A 16,329-nucleotide genomic window follows, 5' to 3' on the forward strand; every position below is an offset into this window, starting at 1 on the left:
GGCTCAACCGCGCCTGCGCCCAAGAAGCCAGACAAAGAACAGACCGCCAATCAAGCCTGTGACAATGCCAATCGGCATATCCTCTGGTGCCATGATCGTCCGCGCCGCGATATCGGCCCAAAGCAGGAAGATCGCGCCCACAAGTGCCGAACTGGGCAGGACGCGCATGTAATCGCCCCCAACCAGCATGCGCACCACATGCGGCACCATCAGGCCAACAAAACCGATGATGCCCGAAAACGCGACCATAACTCCGGTGATCAGAGCGCCGACGACAAAGACAACAAGACGAAAGCGCGCCACGGGAATACCGAGGGTCGCGGCACTCTCATCGCCGATGGTCATCGCATTCAGCGCACCAGCCTGCGCGATCAGCCAGGCACCGCAGACCAGCAGGATCACCAGCGGATAGATCAACTGCCCCCATTGGGCGAGGCCGAGGCCACCCAGCATCCAAAACACAACCGTATGGGTCGCGCGCGGATCGCCGAGGAAAATCAGCACATTGGCCCCCGCCATGATGATGAACGACACCGCAACGCCTGCAAGCACCAGCCTATCCGCGCTTGTCGCATCGGCAAAGCGGGACACGCCCAGCACAATGGCCGTCGCGCCCAGTGCGCCAAGAAAGGCCAGAAGCGGCACGGTCAGCAAGCCGATGAAAAGCCCGGTATGCAAAAGCGCCAGAATGGCTCCGAATGCGCCGCCTGACGAGATACCGAGCAGATGCGGGTCGGCCAGCGGGTTGCGCGTCACCGCCTGCAGGCTGGCACCCACCATGGCAAGGCCCGCGCCCACCATCATGGCCAAGAGCGCGCGTGGAAAACGGATCTCCCACACAATCGCCTCGCGGCCTTGCGACCATGTTTGTTCGACAAAACCCGGCGACAGCTTGTTGGCAAAGACACCCCAGACGGTGCCGAGGGGAACCGGTACAGCCCCAACCGAAATCGCGAGTGAGAGCGAGGCCAAAAGCACCGCAAGCCCGCCCAAGACGAACATCATCGTCCTGCTCAAGCGACGGGATTGCTGCCCTGTGCTGACGGCCTCGCTCACGGGCTTATTCGCTCCAGAACGCGTCGGCGAGGGTCTTGATCGCGCGGATATTGCGCGGCCCCGGTGTCGCCTCGACATATTCCAGCGTCACAAAGCGGTCGTTCTTCACGGCATCAATGTCCGCAAAGGCGGGGTTGGACATCATGAAGTCGCGCTTTTCCTCTGCTGTGACCTCACCGTAATTCACGATGACGACGACTTCGGGGTTCCGCTCAACCACCGCTTCCCATGTGACGGTGGCCCAGCTTTTCTTAAAATCATCCATGATGTTGACGCCACCCGCCGCCTCGATCAGCGCGGTCGGCATGGCATAACGCCCGGCAGTAAACGGCGTATCCTCACCGCTGTCATAGACAAAGACGCGCAGCGGCTCGCCCGTTTGCAGCGTTTCCGTGAAGGCAGCAAGATCGGCGCGGTATCCATCGACGAGTTCGGTCGCCGCATCCTCAACATCGAAGATGCGACCAAGGTTCATCAGGTCGGCATACATGTCCTCGATGCTGGCCTTTTCCTTGTCCATTATATGGGTGCAGGATTCGGTGAGTTCGTAGACCTGAATGCCAAACGGCTCCAGCGTTTCGGGTGTGACTTCACCGCCAACTTTCATGCCGTAGTTCCATCCAGCAAAGAAAAAGTCGGCATCGGCGCCCACAAGCACCTCTTTCGACGGGTAGCGCGCGGACAGCTCAGGCAATTCATCGATACCAAACCGCATCTCTTCGTCCAGCGTCTTCCAGCCCGAAATGCCGGTATAGCCCACCATGTTGTCGGCGAGGCCGAGGACCAGCATCATCTCCGTCAGGTTGACGTCGTTTGAGATGGCCCGTTGCGGCGGCGCATCGAAGGTCACCGTGCGGTTGCAGCTTTGCACTGTCACTTCGGCCTGTACGAAGCTCCCGATAAGGGCGAGTGCTGTCGCGCCGTAGATTGCATTCTTCATGATATCGTTTCCTCGGTCTGAAGATGAAAGGTCAGATGATTGGTGTTGCTCGGCGCGAGATGTTCGCGCCGCGCTTGCACATGGAAGGCGTTTGAGACGGCGGCTTCGGACAGCACCTCATCAGGGGTGCCGAACCCAACGGGCCGCCCGTTCTGCAAAAGCAGGATGTGATCGCAGATATCAGCCGCGAGATTAAGATCATGCAGAGAGGTCACAATCGTCAGCGGCAGGTGCCGGATCAGGTCCAGCACCTCAAGCTGATGGCGGATGTCGAGGTGGTTGGTCGGCTCGTCCAGGATCAAAAGGCGCGGTTGCTGTGTGAGCGCGCGGGCCACCATGACCCGCTGACGCTCACCTCCTGAAAGTGTTCCAAGATGGCGATGTGCGAGGCCATGCAGCCCAAGCTGCCCCAACGCGCTATCAATGATCTCCGCATCATGCGCACCGGCACTGCCACCAAAGCCGCGCCGATGCGGGGTGCGTCCTAAAGTGACAATTTCGCGGACCGTCAGGGCGAAGTCGCTGGGTTGTTCCTGCAAAACGGCGGCAATCCGTTGCGCGACCTCTTTCGCGCTGAGGCTCCAGATATCCGCGCCATCAACCTGCACCGCGCCGGTGCGCGGCCGGTGAAACCGGTAGAGCAGGCGCAACAACGTGGTTTTGCCCGCACCGTTCGGACCTACGATGCCCAGCACACCACCCGCAGGCAGATCAAAGCTGGTTGCCTGCAGGATCTGCGGCGCGCCTCGCCCCGGCGACCATGACAGGTCGTGCACGGAAAGATGGGCGGCGGTCACGAGGCTCGCGCCTCGCTTTCCTCAATCGCGACAATCGCTGCGGGGACGCGGGCCAACGTCGACTTGCGCAGCTTGCCGGGCCGGTCCACGGACGAGCACCAGCCGTCATGCAGATAGGCATATTGGCGGGCGAAGGCGACGAGATCATCAATGTCCGTCTCAGGATCGATATCACCGAAAAGATACGTGGCCTTTCGTGTGCCATGATAAGCCACCGTACAAGGACGGTCGCATCCGGCCATGCAAGCCACGCCGGAGATCTCAAAGTCCTCGGTGACAGCGTCGCCCGCGGCCGCCATGGCCTTGCGTAGGCGGTCGATCAGCTCATAGCCCGGACGACATTCGGTGCCCTTGTGCCGACAGGATGTGCAGATTGTAATACGATGTTCCATAAGGCCCTCCGCCTTGGGCGGGGGCAAGGGATACAGAACCATGTTGTCGCGGGTCGTTGAACCGCTTTGCCATCATATGCTCCAGACCAGGCACCCCGCCTGATGGGTGTTGACATGCCGGTGCACGCGGCACCGGTGATGGCAGGTCTCCTGACTTGCGGGTCAATGCTTGCCCCAACCTTCCCGAACCTTTGGCCCAGTGGTGTTTTGGGGTCGCTCACCGCTCACAGTTGCGGGGGCAGTCACGGATTTGGTGCCTTATGGCTACGCCGCACCGTGTTCCCTTTTCATCTTGTCAGCACTTTTGGCGTCCAAGAACCATCGCTGTCAGTGAAATGAAAGTTGCGGGTGGGGTCAATAGGCATTCGTCATGCATGTGGAACCAGCATTGCGAATGAAACTTTTGCCCTCGGGAAGGTATGTCTGTCTAGGACCAGGACCATGAACCGGCAAATGACAAGAGTTGTGGTAGCAACTGCTGAAATGGAAATCTCCGGGCATCGGTTGTAGTGAAGCTAACCAATGCGCCAATGCTGAAGGTGCCTAAATTACCAGAGTTAAAAAGTGTTTTGGAAGAGCTGATGCACCCGAAGGAAACCAACTTGAACCTAGTCTACTTGATCCATGCCCTTTTGGAGTATCTCCGGTCGAATGCCCCACGTTTTGGCGGATGGCAAGGGCCTAACGAGCATTCTAGAAAACCATTTAACTCGTGATGAACTTTCTAACTTACATGGATCACGACGAGGTGTGGAATGAAAAGTTCACGGCCCGTCGCAGGGAGAGGTTCCGGTTGCCGGCTCGAACGCTGCGTTGACGATTGATCGGCTATTGCAACCAACGGCATGAGCAACTTCGCTGATTGCTATGTCACGTTGAAGAAGCAGTCGCTTGGCCTCGCTGATCCGTCGGTGGTTCAGAAAAGCATAATGCTAGCGATACAATTTTGCTCTTCTGGACAGGAGGCTACTTAAATGAAAGGGCGCTGCGGTCCCTTCCAGAAACATCTCTAAGAACGCAAACAACACGAGGACTCGACGGCAACTCGAACAAAAGAGATCCGCATTACCAACTGCTTAACCCCTGGCTAAGATACTACCGACTCATCATAATTCCGGCCAGCCAACTTCATTCCACTGGCTTGCCTGCGCGCGCAACCGGTCCGCAAACCAGTTGGCCAATTGCTTCTCCCGGCCTGAACGCTCCATAGGTTCCGGATTGGTTGCTTCCGCGCCTTCAAAATCTAGCGAAAGCTTGCGAAAGTACCGAATGAAAGCCTCTGATGGCTCCCGTCGCCATGTGTCGAAGCTCAATGGAACATGGGCTGAGTAGATTGCGTCAGAGTATGTCGTCACGACCGACCTCTGCTGGCTAACGGTGAAAGCGCGCTCAAAGAGCCATATGAAATCATCCTGGGTCAACTCGGCGAGACTCTTATGGCCCAATCGCCCTTCATCAATGAAGTTTGAAGTCGCTATCTCGTGCATGAGGCGTCGACCAAGCACGTTAAACCCCATTTCACCTAAAGTGATCTGAAACGCACCTAGGCGCTCGCAAGCGAAGAAGTCTTCGGCATGGATCGGAATTATTGCGCTTGTCGTGATGGCTTCGAGTCGGGTCTTTAACAGCGCGCCAAGTGATGACGCCGGTGTTGTTTCCATTTGCTGCGCGACAACACCGACATCGTACCAATCTGGAGGAAGAAAATTCTCTATGAGGTTTAGGGCGCTCTGTCTGAGTATGGAAACATCCCGTGGTGAAAAATGAATGATATAGGTCACTGGGACGGTGAGTAGATTTAGCTGCGGCAGATCCGTATGCTCTGAAAACAAGCGGTTCAAAGCGCGCTCGTTGTCCGATCGATTATAAAGCATGGCTGTTCTTCTATGTCCTGCGGAGACCTACTGGATGTTGCGGACCAGTTTGAAACCCTCGGCGGCTGCCACTCCGACACAGGCACCGCGATATCTTGCCAGATGTTCGACCGCCTGCATCGACCTAGCGTGGGGCCATGCACGCATTTCTGCTTGATAATGGCCTAGTGCGGCCATCTTAAGTTCGAGAAAATCGGCGATATCGACATACCAGTCTGGGGCAAAGGTAGACGCTGGAGAAGGTGCTCTCCACTCTGTGCTCGACATGACCTCGAAGGTTAGTATCGTGGCGGTATGCGTTCCGGGTTGCGGTCGCAACGCTGTCATAACTGCCTCATGCGTGGCCCTATGATCGACGTTCAGGTCACCGCTATGGTGGGTATAGACAATGTCTGGCCGGTTGCGTTGCACCGCTGCCTCTATGATTTTTGTGAGTGATAGGCAGGAGACCGTGTCCATCTGGTTGTCGGGAAAAGCGTGCTGCTCAAGTTGTGTCACGCCCAATTCGGCTAATGCCGCCTTCGCAGCAAGCTGCCGTTCAGTCGCCTCCCGATGCCCTTGCGCTCTGGCGCCGACACCATCTGTCATAAAACACACGGAAACAGCATCGCCAGCTTCAACATGTTTGGCGATGGTACCACCACAGCCAAGGACTTCATCATCGGCGTGTGCCGCTACCACAAGGACAGAACGACTGGACATCAACACTCCTTCGCTTTGCCACCCAGCGCATCGATTGCGCTAACACATGATAACACTGTCGCTGGATCTCGCGCCGCAATGAATCCGCTTGCTTTTTCCCAAGCACCGCTGAAACGGTAAGGTACGGCGTCAAGATCGGTCAGCATTCCACCGAGTTCATCCAGCAAGACCTTGGCGGGTGCAAGGTCCCAGTCCCTGACAACAACGTCTTTGACAAACAAATCTGCTGTTCCATCGGCGATGCGGCACAGCTTAAGACCCAGACTCCCGCTTTCGACGTATCCGGTTGCACTCATGTGAGCAAAAAGAGATGCACACAGACCGCGAGGCTCTGGTGTGTTGTCTATCATCGTCAGTCCTTCGCGCCTGCCTAATTCTGGCATGCGCCGACCGTTTAGCCACGCTCCTTCGCCTTTCGCAGCCATGTAAAATAGATCAAGTGCTGGGGCATAGACCAGGCCCAACACCGGTTCAGAACCTTCCATCAATGCAACTTGAGACACGAAACCATCAAACCCCTCCAGCCAGCTTGCCGTACCGTCAATTGGGTCTATCAGCCAGTATCTCAACGGCCGGTTTGACTCGTGCACCGCGTCTTCTTCACTGATGATTGGAACGCCAGCATCCAGCTTATTCAAAGCAGCTTTCAACCGGAGATGCGCGCGACGGTCGGCTTCCGTCTTCAACTCCGCTTTCGCATGGATATGCGAGGCTTCCGTGTCGGTTCGCCAGAGCAGTAGGTCGGCCCCAAGCCTTCGCATCTCTTCGATTAACGGCGCGACCTGGACGAGGCGTTTCGTCATCAAGTCAAATATCCTTCTAGTACATCATGAAAGCGCTTGGGCGACTGACCGGTGAGGCTTTTCCATCGATGCAGATCAAACTCAAAATCTGGATGATCCACTGTATGGTCGGTCTCTCTCCCAAATAACTCGCAAGCGATGGAATAGAGGCGACTGATCGACATTGGCCCTTCGTAGCCAACATTCACAGCTTGAAAAGTCATTGCGCGAATCTGGCACAGTTCTGCGATCGCGTCCGCAGCGTCTTGGACGTGCATAGCCGCCCACTGGACAGGCTCCCCCGGTAGGACCAGATTGTCACCGCTTTTTAGGGCCCGTTTGACGTTGGCTACGAGCCCATCCGCCCGGTCCCCACCAAAAAGCCCAGGGATACGCGCAGCAAAACCCGTCACACCCGTGTATCGGCAGATCGCCTCCGCCCGGCGTTTTGCGACAGCGTATGCAGAGCCGGGTTTCCCGATCATGTTGTCCTCCACAACAGGGTTCGTTGCCGCTGCGGAATAGACAGTCATCGAGGATACCAGGATCAGTGGGACGTTCTTTGACTGCGCATAGTTTGCTACGTTTTGCGCCATGATAGCATTTTCCTCAGCAGCGGCTGCATTAGCGTAGTCTGCGTTCGTCTTGGGCACTACAGCAGCAGCATGAACAATGCGCGAAAGCGAAAGTGACGCCAATGCATCTTCCAGCGCATCCGAATGACGCAAGTCTGCGACAAAATCGCAATGCGGACCTGATGGCTTTCGTGCGACGCCCAAAACGGGCAGTCCGCGACCGCGAAAAGTCGTCATCAAACTTCGCCCCAAATAGCCATTGGCACCCGTAATCAAGATTGGAGAAAGGTCGTCTAAGGGCATATTTCGCTTCAGATCATCGACCACTCGATCCATTGGTCAGCTTGGATATCCTGTCGTGCCGTGCGTCCGATCACTTGATCAATTAGATGGGGAGGTATCCCTTTACCGGGTCGCTTGATGACAAGCATGTCCTCTGTAATTCTCTCCCCCTTTGCGATGTTCCGCTCAGCGTGTGTGGAGCGGCGCACTTTGTCCGCCATCTCGACCTCTGGGCCACGTGGTCCGTTCTTTGCGCCATCACCGAAGGCCGCTTCCGTCGCCCGGATCCGCGTTACCATTTCGGCAAACTCCGCAGGTTCCATAGCAAACGAATGGTCTGGACCATCAAGGGTTCGGTCAAGGGTAAAGTGCTTCTCGATCATACATGCACCCATGGCAACCGCCGCACAGCTCACCGTATCGCCTAGTGTATGGTCGCTATAGCCTGTCAGCACGTCAAAGGTGTTGCGCATGGCTGTCATGGCCCTGAGGTTGGAGAGTTCAACAGGCGCTGGATAGAGCGAGGTGCACTGCAATAAAACAATATTGGGATTGCCCACATCTTCACAAACATCAATTGCGCGTTGGATATCCATCCAATCCGCCATCCCGGTCGAAAGAATGACCGGGACTTGAGTTTTCGCGATATGTCTTATCAGTCGCAAATCGGGCAAATCAAATGAGGCAACTTTCATTGCGGGTGCACCAATTTCAGCCAGTAGATCGACGGCCTCAATATCGCATGGCGAGGAAAAGAAATGTACACCGCGCTTATGTGCGTGAGTTTGCAAGGGCTTTTGCCATTCGCGGTCAAGCTCCAGCGTCTTTAGCAGTTCCTGAATGCTCTCGCCCTCCATTAGGTAGGATGGCATCTTCGCAAACTTTGAGACGTGAGTTTCACTCTTGAAGGTCTGAAACTTCACGGCGTCTGCACCAGCCTCCGCTGCTGCATCGATCAGCCGCAAAGCAAGGTCCCAATCTTGATTGTGATTGGAACCAATCTCCGCGATCAAATAGCAGCTTTGACCATCCCCAACAGTCCGGTCTCCAATTTCGAACGTCTTATTCATTCAGCGGCTCTCTCTGATGTGATAAAGTTAGCCCAGTGGCGTCGAAGGTGGATAGGGCTTTGCGGGATGCACCCTTTGGGCGGGGTACTTTGATGATCAAATGGGTCAAATCCGGCCTGCAGCGCGAGGCAAAATGTGGTCGATACGCGTGGATTTACTTCAAAGGGGCTCACATTGCCATGCTCATCCATCATACATTGGATGTTGTAGATGCCCTGCGGCCGGAACTTCTGCTGGAAGGCTTTGACGTAATTGTAGATGGGGGTCGACGCCTTTGCAGTTGCTGACAGCGTTATGCCCCTTTTGATGCCTACTTTTACAGGCACAACTGTTTGCAACTCACCGGTACTATCGGCATGAACACAAACGGTATATTCGTGGCCCGGGGCGATCGCTTGCGCAACATATTCTGAGCCAGGCTTCCCTTGCAAGATCAGGTAAGCATCTATCTGGGCCGGGCTCTCAACACGAGCCACCGCGCGTGAACCCCTTCCTGATCGTGGCTTCGCGATCAACGGGAAATCCATACCATCACAATCATGTAGAAGCCGCGTTTCAGGTACAGGCAATCCGGCTTTCGCCAAGGCCATTGCAAAACCGTATTTGTCCAGCATCTCTTCTACAAATTCGCGCTGCGGCACCAGAATCTGGACGGAACCGTTCTTGTACGATGCCAATTGCGCAAGCTCTTCATCCACTCCCGGGACGAGGTAGTCCATGCCGCGGCTTGTACAGAGTTCCATTACGACATCACAGAAATCAGGGTCATTCGCCCATGGAATCTCGAACCGACGGTCAACCGGGATCATAGGACTTATGCTGGTGATGTCTGCATCTGCAAAGTATAACTCATGCTTCTCGCCTAGATAGCGGTAGAGCGCCTCGTTCCCTGCGCCGCCACCGCCAGTGAACAGAATTCTTGCCATCAAATACCCTTCTGTGCCTGCCCTTGGGTCTTTATCTACGGTGCAACATCATGCGTGCCATGCCGAACGATGCAGTCTAAAGTGAAATACTTGTTTTTGAGTACCCCGATGCAAGACCGTTCTACTTGACGGTTCGACCATCTCAAAACCAAGTTTCTGATGAAGTATTCTTGAGGCGATATTGTCTTCCAAAACCTCGCCGCGTAACCTCTTTCCTTCCAGTTGACTGAAGAATTGGGTGAGCGCCACTCGCAACATTCGGAAACCGGCACCCCGCCTTGCGTGCGCTGCTCCCTTGTAGAAGCTCCAATCTGCCTCACCTGCGTCCAGATCAGTAAAAATTAACCCGACCAAGCCGATGGCAGCGCTGTTCTCTTCGTAGACATAGTAGAACCGTTCGGGGTCATTGATGACGCCCTGTAGCCAGTTCTGGTGGTCGTTGGCTTGAACAACCGCTGTATTGAACATGAAATGCCGTACTGCGTCCTGGTTACGCCATTTTCTCGTCAAATCCGCGTCCAAGATACTGATGGGACGGAGAATGCCATCGTCTGGTGTCATGCCGTCCTCTGCCGATAAACAGCCTGCATCGTTTCGGTTATGCGATTGACACCTTGCCCGTCGATCAAGGAAAATCCTACGGTGCTAGCCCGCGTCCGCCATGCGATGTCCCCAACTGAATTTACAATAGCAGCGCGGAGGTCGCGCACCGAAATCAGGTTCGCCCATCCAATGTGACGTGCAACCCCTAAGCGCTCTAACCGCTCAATAAAGGTTGACTGATTGTCAGCCAGCGTTAACCCAAGCGTTGGCAACCCCATGTAGCAACGCTCCCAAGAGGTTGTTCCTCCTGCCCCGATGCACAGATCAGCCCAAGCCATCAAACCGACCATGTCATGATGCTGATAGAGCATCGAAACATTTGGCATCATATCACCGCGTGCCAGAAGCTCATCAGCCCTTGGGTTTGCACTTCCAACGGTCATACGAAACGCGATCTGTGACAGTTCCGGACAGTCTATGGCGTCAAGCACCAATGTGGAAGCGTTCACAGGGTCATTCCCACCCAAAGTAACCAAAACACATTTTACATGCGATGGATGGTCCGGAACAATCCGCATATGCTCCGTAAATTGCTTTCGAAGCGGGACATAATCCGTTCCGATCAGGCAAACACTGTCGTCGTTTTGGAGCAAATTGCGGTATACTTGGCGCTCATCAGCACCGTGGCTGCTATCCACCAGAAGGTCGCACGAGTGGCGCCGGTTCGCGAGATCATCAATCACACATAGAATGCCGCCGACCGTTCGCGCGTGATTTTCCCATCGCGCATCTAAAGCGTAGTGATCGACCCATACAATATCTGCACCGCCCCATCTTCTAACGGCGGCGCAAAAGGCAGTTGCATCAACGACTTGATCTGTAGTGGCCGGAATGGCGACCGCTTCGAAGCCCATCGCCTTGAGACCTCCGATCATGTTCCCTGGCACATCGCTACAAACGAAAAGACACGCAACCCCGCGATCCCGCCAGCCCTCAAATATGGCGATACTGCGAAAGATATGGCCAGTACCAATCAAAGAGGACGCATCCGCCCGAATTGCCACACGCTGTGCCATCCCGGGCTTCACTTTCCCGGAGCTTCCATATCAATGTACGCATCGAGCAAGTGGTGAAACTCCGGCGCGATATCTTCAAACACTTGTTGATTCTCCACGGTGAAGTGTCGTTTGATACGGCGCTTAAGATCTGGTGAGCAAAGCGATGCGCGTGGATGGGTCCGATTAGAGAAGTTTTTTCGCAGATATGCGATTAGGTCCTTTAACTCACTTTTCGTTGTTAACGGTGCCGCACGTCCAACAATCCTTAATGCTGTGTCCGACAGGCTTGCGTTTTGCTGTGAGCTGTCTTCAAATACTGCTCCATCAACGGCTGACTTTTCGTTCCCGGGTAGGATTTGCTTAAGTAAAGAAGAAAAGAACGCACCCTCGCCTTGCTTTATGGCCTCAAAAGGTATCACCTCAACATTTTCTCTGCCAAAATGGTGGTAGAGCACATCTGCAATACGCTTCCAAGATAGCGTCGACATATCGATACCTTCAACATACTCATCGAAAGGCATGTAGTTCGCGTAATGGACTGCTTGCATATACGTACTCTCCAGGAAAGCAGCCTGAGACCTGATGACAAATACAGCGGTGATATCTACGTCTTGAAAGGCGTCTGCAATAACCGCACATGCATCCGAAATCCCTGGGTACATACCACGATCTTTGAAAAGATTATGCTGACCGACCAAACCCTCATGCGACAATATCACGTTGTCGGTCGAACAATCATTGAACCAATCCCGGGCCTCCGTTCTCGCCGTTTCCAGATCATCGGGTGATAGCTCTCTACCAGCGCGCGCAAGCGATATAAGTTTATAGATCTGCATGGTGCGCAACTCTTCTGGGAGCATATTGCGAAGGCCATATTGCTCCTCAAAGTACTGACTATTGATCTTTAAGAAACGTTGGAAAGAGGTGGTTGCCGTTTTGTGCCCACCCAAGTGGAGGTGAATCCTTTTGCGAGCCATCTTTCGCTGCCCTTCTTAAAGCGTAGATCAATCAGTGATTAGCTGGGAGAATTATATTCTTTGATTGCGCGCAAGAGCTGACGTGCTGCGTGTTCCAAGTCATCAAGCAACGACAAGTCGCTAACAACTCCAGAACCGACTAGCCCCACCGCATCGCGGATCATAGCTGGCAGCTCTGCAGCTTCCAGTATCTTGACTTGCATAGCTTGCTCATTGAGCATCCCTAGCCGTTGATCAATGATCTTTTGCTCCTCCGAAGCCACTGTTGCTGTCAGGACGACGCGCGCTGGTTGAGGGTATTTGCGAATGCTACCAATGACCAAGCGCGACAGTTTTCCAGTCACTGGATCGGTCTGAACACGCAGGATGTTCGTCTTCTCGCGCATTTCCTGAAATCGGATGTACGACATCCAAGTCCTCCATACCGATTGCTTCGGACCCCGGTTAAGCACCAACGCTCTTCAACAGTCAAGGTTGGCACCCCGCAACCGAGCATGCTAGGGCTGCGCCGGCGCTTCTACGCCGAGAACAGGCAAAGTCATCTGCACTTGAGATTAGTTTCGTCATGAGAACATTTGTGTACATTCCTTGGATCGAAGCGCATGGCGATGTCCTGCTGCGCGATGTCTTCGGTCAAGATCCCGAACTCTCCCTGATTCCGCTCAGGTTAACACCTAAGGGGGATAGCGCTTCACGGCGCGCCCTTTTTCATTTTGCGTTACGCCATCCAAGGACATATGCGCGTCTCTTTGAACGACAACTGCTGCAGCTGGACCAACCGGTGCACGGCATGGTGCTGACCCTGGATTGGGCTGCACCAATGCGCATTGCTGTCGAAGTTGCCCAAAGCCATGGAATGCCCGTTATCCTGCTTCCGCATGAAGGCGCCTTTATGGACGAGCGTCGGTTCTATCGCGATCCGTTTTCCGGGATCAACTGCTCAATCGCCGACAGATTTCTGGCTTGGGGCAATCTTCAGAAGGACATCATGGTCAAACGCGGTTTTCCACCGGAAAAGATATCAATCGTTTCCTCACCAAAACTTCAAAAAGCTGCAAACTACACCCCGCGCCTCTCGCGTGACGCGTATTGCCACCGCCTGGGACTGAATAAAGACCAAAAGATCGTCATGTTCTGTGCGCAAACACTCGACAATGTCACAGATACCAAACAGGCGCGATTGCGCCAGGCCGACGCTGTGTTTGATCTATACAACGCTTGTCGCAGAGCTGACTGCCAGTTGCTCGTTAGGCTGCCGCCTGTGCAACACGAGAGCATTTTGCAGCGTCAGCTAAAGAAGATGATATCAACTGATCTACCAGTCTTTGTGCGTCCAGGTTCCGGCGATGAAGCGATCGATCCTCACGAGGCAACCTGGCATGCGGATTGCGTCACCTCGATCTCGAGCACAATGCTTTTGGAGAAAGGCCTTATGAATGGCCCGTCATTTGCATTTAGCTATCTCACTGAGAACTCACCTTTTGTAGAAAGGGGGCAGCTACCCGTAGTCAAAAACAAGGACGAGGTCTATCCATTGCTATGCAAGCTCTTGGCCGAGGGTCACCGCAGCTTTCCAAAACAGGGTTGGCGCCAGCTGGAAAGAGACTTTTCCAATGGTGACTTTACCGCCACCAACGCCATTTCAGATATTGCTCAGATTTTCCGGTCATATGAAGATGTCTTTGTCCCCATTGATAAAGAGCCAAACACTAATGGGGGCTTTGTATTTGCAAACTCGGCGAGGCGTCTTCACAGCGCCATATTCAAGACGCTCATCGCAATACATATACCTTATCGAAACCGTTTGGCACAAATTCTCTTTCCAAAACTGCCTTAAGGTCGGCGCAAGAGCATTTTTGAGCTGCTTGCCGAAGGTAGGATGGTTTTTAGCAGAACGGGTGTGAACACCCTTCCGATCAGACGTTGGATCCTTGCTGCAGCGCAGCACGGATCTTGTCCAGTTTGCAGGAGTCTTGGGCAAAAATGGACCTTCGCTTCTGCTGCGAAGTCGCTGTCAATTGATCTTGAAAGCGCCCGCTCAAGACCACAAGAAATGGGGAATTCTCCCATTCCCTCGCTTTAGACAACATCACACTAGGTACCCTTCACGTTCTAAGAACCGATAGCTTCCCCTTTCAGTGTGCCGCAGCGGTAAGCATGTTACGTGCACCTTTCTTCGTTAGCTCCGTGTAGACATCTGACAGGGGGTCCATCAATCGGGTCGATAGTGTATCCTTGAAGATCGCCGATAGTGACAGGATATTGCGCACCGTTTGTCGGGGGTCAGTCGTGTGACAGTCCCGCAGATCAGCCGCCATCGGGTCTGCGTCGTTACTTTGATTGGCTGTGCAGGCTATCCAACCTGCAAGGGCGATTAACAGTGCGTCGATCCTGCCGCCCTGCGCCAACCTGTCTTCGATCGTGCCCAGAAAGCGTTGCGGCAGTTTTTGACTGCCATCCATGGCAATTTGCGACAGCCTGTGCTGGATCCCACGATTGGCAAAGCGGGAGAGGAGTGCGCCGGCGTAGTCTTCGAGGCGTGTGTTGGGTGGTGCTGTGAGTGTCGGGATGACTTCGTTGTGCCAAAGTGCGCGCAGATAGCACGCGACTGAGTCATCTGCGACAGCGTCCGCTACCGTCTCGAACCCTGCCAAGCTGCCAAGATAGGCCAACGCCGAATGCGCTCCGTTCAGCATGCGCAGCTTCATCCGCTCAAAAGGCGCAATGTCGGGCACGATCTGCGCACCTACCGCTGCAAGGTCTGGCAGATCGCCAGCGAATTCATCTGTGATGATCCATTGTGTAAAGGGCTCATGCACGACCGGTGCTGCATCGGTTTGGCCGGACAGCGCGGTAATCCGTGCGACATCCTCTGCTGTCGTGGCCGGTACAATGCGATCCACCATCGAGGCAGGAAAGGCGACCTCTGCCGAAATCCAGTCTGCGAGGTCTGGGTCAATATGACGTGCAAGCTCAATCGTGACCCGGCGCGCGACGGCGCCGTTTGTGGGCAGGTTGTCACAGGATAGTACCGTGAAGGGCGAGAGCCCTGCCGCCCGTCGCGCCTGCAAGCCGCGTACCAGAAACCCCAGGGCGGTTCGCGGAAGCACGTTTGTAATATCGGATTTTACCCCAATATGATGGGCATTGAGTGTTCCCGTTGCGGGGTCGTGGCAATAACCCTTTTCAGTCACGGTCAAAGTGACAAGCGAGACTGCGGGATCAGCCAAGGCTGCAATGACAGCGACTGGATTCTCGGGTGCTACCAGCATGTCCTGAACAACGTCGATCTGCTGCAGATCCATCCCGTCCGGTGTCAGCGCCGCCGCTGTGTAGCGGTAGTTGCGCGGTCGCATCGCGTCCCGGACAGAAGCAGAGCGAAGGCTGACGCCCAGAACACCCCAACCTTCCAGCTTTTGCAGATATGTGCAGGCATGCGCGCGGTAGAAGGCACCCAGACCAAGATGCACGATCCTGATTGGCCTTTGGGCCACGGTCATCGCAGGTCGGACATCGCGACCATATCCATGTCGCCGAAGTCGACATTGTCGCCCGCCATCGTCCAGCAGAATGTGTAAGCTGCCGTGCCTGCGCCGCAATGGATCGACCAGGGCGGTGAAATCACAACCTCTTCATTGGCCATGACAAGGTGGCGGGTTTCATCCGGCGTCCCCATGAAGTGAAACACGCGGGCATCCTCAGGCACATCGAAGTAGAGATACGCCTCCATCCGGCGATCATGCAGATGAGCCGGCATCGTGTTCCACAGTGATCCAGGGGCGAATTGTGTATAGCCCATGAGCAGCTGACATGTGTCGCACACTTCGGGGTGCAAGAATTGGATGATCACCCGTTCGTTTGCGGTTTCGCGACTGCCCAGTTCCACCCGGCGCGCGTCTTCCAGCTTGATCAGTTTGGTCGGGCAACGGCGATGTGCTGGTGAGGAGGTGATGTAGAAACGTCCACCGCCCGCGAAAGTCACCGGTCCGCCGCCCATCCCGATATACAGGAGTTCACCGGGTTCCAGCGTGTGTGTGTCGCCGTTCACCTCGACCGTGCCGGTCTCACCGATATTGAGGATGCCCATCTCGCGGCGGTCCAGAAACCCCGGTGTGCCGGTCTCTTCCATGTGATCCAGCACAAGGCTGCCACCGCCCGGTACGGCAGACCCGAGGATCAACCGGTCATAATGTGTATAGACCAGATTGATTTCGCCCTCCTCAAATAGTCCATCCTTGTGGAAATGGCGGCGTAGGCCATCCGTATCCAAACCTTTGGCTGTTTCCGGGTCGATCCCGTAGCGGGTTTCGGTCTTGAGGGTCATGAGATGTCCTTTGAACAGATGGATGGGAAGG

18 protein-coding genes and 1 riboswitch are annotated in these 16,329 nt (G+C 54.9%); of the genes, 1 reads left to right on the plus strand and 17 read right to left on the minus strand.

The features are described from left to right. Window positions 1-3: 3 nt before the first annotated feature. From SLH49_RS14925 to SLH49_RS14990, 15 genes are all read right to left on the minus strand, one after another. Window positions 4-1,005, minus strand: a complete 1,002-nt coding sequence (locus SLH49_RS14925; RefSeq protein WP_320269959.1) for an iron ABC transporter permease — start codon at window positions 1,003-1,005, stop codon at window positions 4-6. Window positions 1,006-1,060: 55 nt separating this feature from the next. Next, window positions 1,061-1,996 (minus strand): ABC transporter substrate-binding protein, encoded by a 936-nt coding sequence (locus SLH49_RS14930; RefSeq protein WP_320269960.1) that lies wholly within the window; start codon window positions 1,994-1,996, stop codon window positions 1,061-1,063. Beyond that, window positions 1,993-2,793 (minus strand): ABC transporter ATP-binding protein, encoded by an 801-nt coding sequence (locus tag SLH49_RS14935; RefSeq protein WP_320269961.1) that lies wholly within the window; start codon window positions 2,791-2,793, stop codon window positions 1,993-1,995. The genes SLH49_RS14930 and SLH49_RS14935 overlap by 4 nt, the downstream gene beginning before the upstream one ends. Beyond that, a complete protein-coding gene (locus SLH49_RS14940) occupies window positions 2,790-3,185 on the minus strand; it encodes a DUF1636 domain-containing protein (protein ID WP_320269962.1) in 396 nt (131 codons plus the stop codon). Before SLH49_RS14940 ends, SLH49_RS14935 begins: the two co-directional genes overlap by 4 nt. Before the next feature lie 122 nt (window positions 3,186-3,307). Beyond that, a riboswitch (cobalamin riboswitch) is annotated at window positions 3,308-3,523 on the minus strand. 426 nt (window positions 3,524-3,949) lie between these two features. Further along, on the minus strand, window positions 3,950-4,105 hold the full coding sequence (locus tag SLH49_RS22390; RefSeq protein WP_413785301.1) for a hypothetical protein: 156 nt from the start codon (window positions 4,103-4,105) through the stop codon (window positions 3,950-3,952). Window positions 4,106-4,291: 186 nt separating this feature from the next. Next, a complete protein-coding gene (locus tag SLH49_RS14945) occupies window positions 4,292-5,059 on the minus strand; it encodes a hypothetical protein (protein WP_320269963.1) in 768 nt (255 codons plus the stop codon). A gap of 27 nt (window positions 5,060-5,086) precedes the next feature. Then, a complete protein-coding gene (locus SLH49_RS14950; protein ID WP_320269964.1) occupies window positions 5,087-5,761 on the minus strand; it encodes a PIG-L deacetylase family protein in 675 nt (224 codons plus the stop codon). Then, window positions 5,761-6,564 carry an inositol monophosphatase family protein gene (locus SLH49_RS14955; RefSeq protein ID WP_320269965.1) on the minus strand — a complete coding sequence of 268 codons (804 nt, stop codon included), beginning with the start codon at window positions 6,562-6,564 and terminating at the stop codon, window positions 5,761-5,763. Before SLH49_RS14955 ends, SLH49_RS14950 begins: the two co-directional genes overlap by 1 nt. After that, entirely contained in the window at window positions 6,564-7,445 is an 882-nt protein-coding gene (locus SLH49_RS14960) for an NAD(P)-dependent oxidoreductase (RefSeq protein ID WP_320269966.1), read from the minus strand. Before SLH49_RS14960 ends, SLH49_RS14955 begins: the two co-directional genes overlap by 1 nt. Beyond that, complete coding sequence (locus tag SLH49_RS14965; protein WP_320269967.1) at window positions 7,430-8,470, minus strand: N-acetylneuraminate synthase family protein; 1,041 nt, start codon at window positions 8,468-8,470, stop codon at window positions 7,430-7,432. Before SLH49_RS14965 ends, SLH49_RS14960 begins: the two co-directional genes overlap by 16 nt. Then, complete coding sequence (locus SLH49_RS14970) at window positions 8,467-9,396, minus strand: ATP-grasp domain-containing protein (RefSeq protein ID WP_320269968.1); 930 nt, start codon at window positions 9,394-9,396, stop codon at window positions 8,467-8,469. Before SLH49_RS14970 ends, SLH49_RS14965 begins: the two co-directional genes overlap by 4 nt. A gap of 48 nt (window positions 9,397-9,444) precedes the next feature. Further along, a complete protein-coding gene (gene pseH, locus SLH49_RS14975) occupies window positions 9,445-9,957 on the minus strand; it encodes a UDP-4-amino-4,6-dideoxy-N-acetyl-beta-L-altrosamine N-acetyltransferase (protein ID WP_320269969.1) in 513 nt (170 codons plus the stop codon). Next, on the minus strand, window positions 9,954-11,015 hold the full coding sequence (gene pseG, locus SLH49_RS14980) for a UDP-2,4-diacetamido-2,4,6-trideoxy-beta-L-altropyranose hydrolase (protein WP_320269970.1): 1,062 nt from the start codon (window positions 11,013-11,015) through the stop codon (window positions 9,954-9,956). The genes pseH and pseG overlap by 4 nt, the downstream gene beginning before the upstream one ends. A gap of 8 nt (window positions 11,016-11,023) precedes the next feature. Then, complete coding sequence (locus tag SLH49_RS14985; RefSeq protein WP_320269971.1) at window positions 11,024-11,974, minus strand: hypothetical protein; 951 nt, start codon at window positions 11,972-11,974, stop codon at window positions 11,024-11,026. 38 nt (window positions 11,975-12,012) lie between these two features. Continuing rightward, on the minus strand, window positions 12,013-12,384 hold the full coding sequence (locus tag SLH49_RS14990; protein ID WP_320269972.1) for a hypothetical protein: 372 nt from the start codon (window positions 12,382-12,384) through the stop codon (window positions 12,013-12,015). A 155-nt stretch (window positions 12,385-12,539) separates the two neighbouring features. Between SLH49_RS14990 and SLH49_RS14995 the strand changes: the two genes are divergently transcribed. Continuing rightward, the gene (locus SLH49_RS14995; RefSeq protein WP_320269973.1) at window positions 12,540-13,811 is read left to right on the plus strand and encodes a hypothetical protein; all 1,272 of its coding nucleotides are present in this window, start codon (window positions 12,540-12,542) and stop codon (window positions 13,809-13,811) included. Window positions 13,812-14,109: 298 nt separating this feature from the next. Here the strand turns inward: SLH49_RS14995 and SLH49_RS15000 are convergent, their stop codons facing one another. Together SLH49_RS15000 and kduI are read right to left on the minus strand one after the other, a co-directional pair. Continuing rightward, a complete protein-coding gene (locus SLH49_RS15000) occupies window positions 14,110-15,474 on the minus strand; it encodes a mannitol dehydrogenase family protein (protein ID WP_320269974.1) in 1,365 nt (454 codons plus the stop codon). After that, window positions 15,471-16,298 carry a 5-dehydro-4-deoxy-D-glucuronate isomerase gene (kduI, locus tag SLH49_RS15005; protein ID WP_320269975.1) on the minus strand — a complete coding sequence of 276 codons (828 nt, stop codon included), beginning with the start codon at window positions 16,296-16,298 and terminating at the stop codon, window positions 15,471-15,473. The genes SLH49_RS15000 and kduI overlap by 4 nt, the downstream gene beginning before the upstream one ends. Window positions 16,299-16,329 lie beyond the last annotated feature (31 nt).

The organism is Cognatiyoonia sp. IB215446 (assembly GCF_033963825.1).
GTDB lineage: Bacteria > Pseudomonadota > Alphaproteobacteria > Rhodobacterales > Rhodobacteraceae > Yoonia.

Bases quoted from the DNA above. Each gene is read 5' to 3' on its own strand.
- SLH49_RS14925 (WP_320269959.1), bottom strand. From the start codon at position 1,005: ATGATGTTCGTCTTGGGCGGGCTTGCGGTGCTTTTGGCCTCGCTCTCA.
- SLH49_RS14930 (WP_320269960.1), bottom strand. From the start codon at position 1,996: ATGAAGAATGCAATCTACGGCGCGACAGCACTCGCCCTTATCGGGAGC.
- SLH49_RS14940 (WP_320269962.1), bottom strand. From the start codon at position 3,185: ATGGAACATCGTATTACAATCTGCACATCCTGTCGGCACAAGGGCACC.
- SLH49_RS14945 (WP_320269963.1), bottom strand. From the start codon at position 5,059: ATGCTTTATAATCGATCGGACAACGAGCGCGCTTTGAACCGCTTGTTT.
- SLH49_RS14950 (WP_320269964.1), bottom strand. From the start codon at position 5,761: ATGTCCAGTCGTTCTGTCCTTGTGGTAGCGGCACACGCCGATGATGAA.
- SLH49_RS14955 (WP_320269965.1), bottom strand. From the start codon at position 6,564: ATGACGAAACGCCTCGTCCAGGTCGCGCCGTTAATCGAAGAGATGCGA.
- SLH49_RS14965 (WP_320269967.1), bottom strand. From the start codon at position 8,470: ATGAATAAGACGTTCGAAATTGGAGACCGGACTGTTGGGGATGGTCAA.
- SLH49_RS14970 (WP_320269968.1), bottom strand. From the start codon at position 9,396: ATGGCAAGAATTCTGTTCACTGGCGGTGGCGGCGCAGGGAACGAGGCG.
- pseH (WP_320269969.1), bottom strand. From the start codon at position 9,957: ATGACACCAGACGATGGCATTCTCCGTCCCATCAGTATCTTGGACGCG.
- pseG (WP_320269970.1), bottom strand. From the start codon at position 11,015: ATGGCACAGCGTGTGGCAATTCGGGCGGATGCGTCCTCTTTGATTGGT.
- SLH49_RS14985 (WP_320269971.1), bottom strand. From the start codon at position 11,974: ATGGCTCGCAAAAGGATTCACCTCCACTTGGGTGGGCACAAAACGGCA.
- SLH49_RS14990 (WP_320269972.1), bottom strand. From the start codon at position 12,384: ATGTCGTACATCCGATTTCAGGAAATGCGCGAGAAGACGAACATCCTG.
- SLH49_RS14995 (WP_320269973.1), top strand. From the start codon at position 12,540: ATGAGAACATTTGTGTACATTCCTTGGATCGAAGCGCATGGCGATGTC.
- SLH49_RS15000 (WP_320269974.1), bottom strand. From the start codon at position 15,474: ATGACCGTGGCCCAAAGGCCAATCAGGATCGTGCATCTTGGTCTGGGT.
- kduI (WP_320269975.1), bottom strand. From the start codon at position 16,298: ATGACCCTCAAGACCGAAACCCGCTACGGGATCGACCCGGAAACAGCC.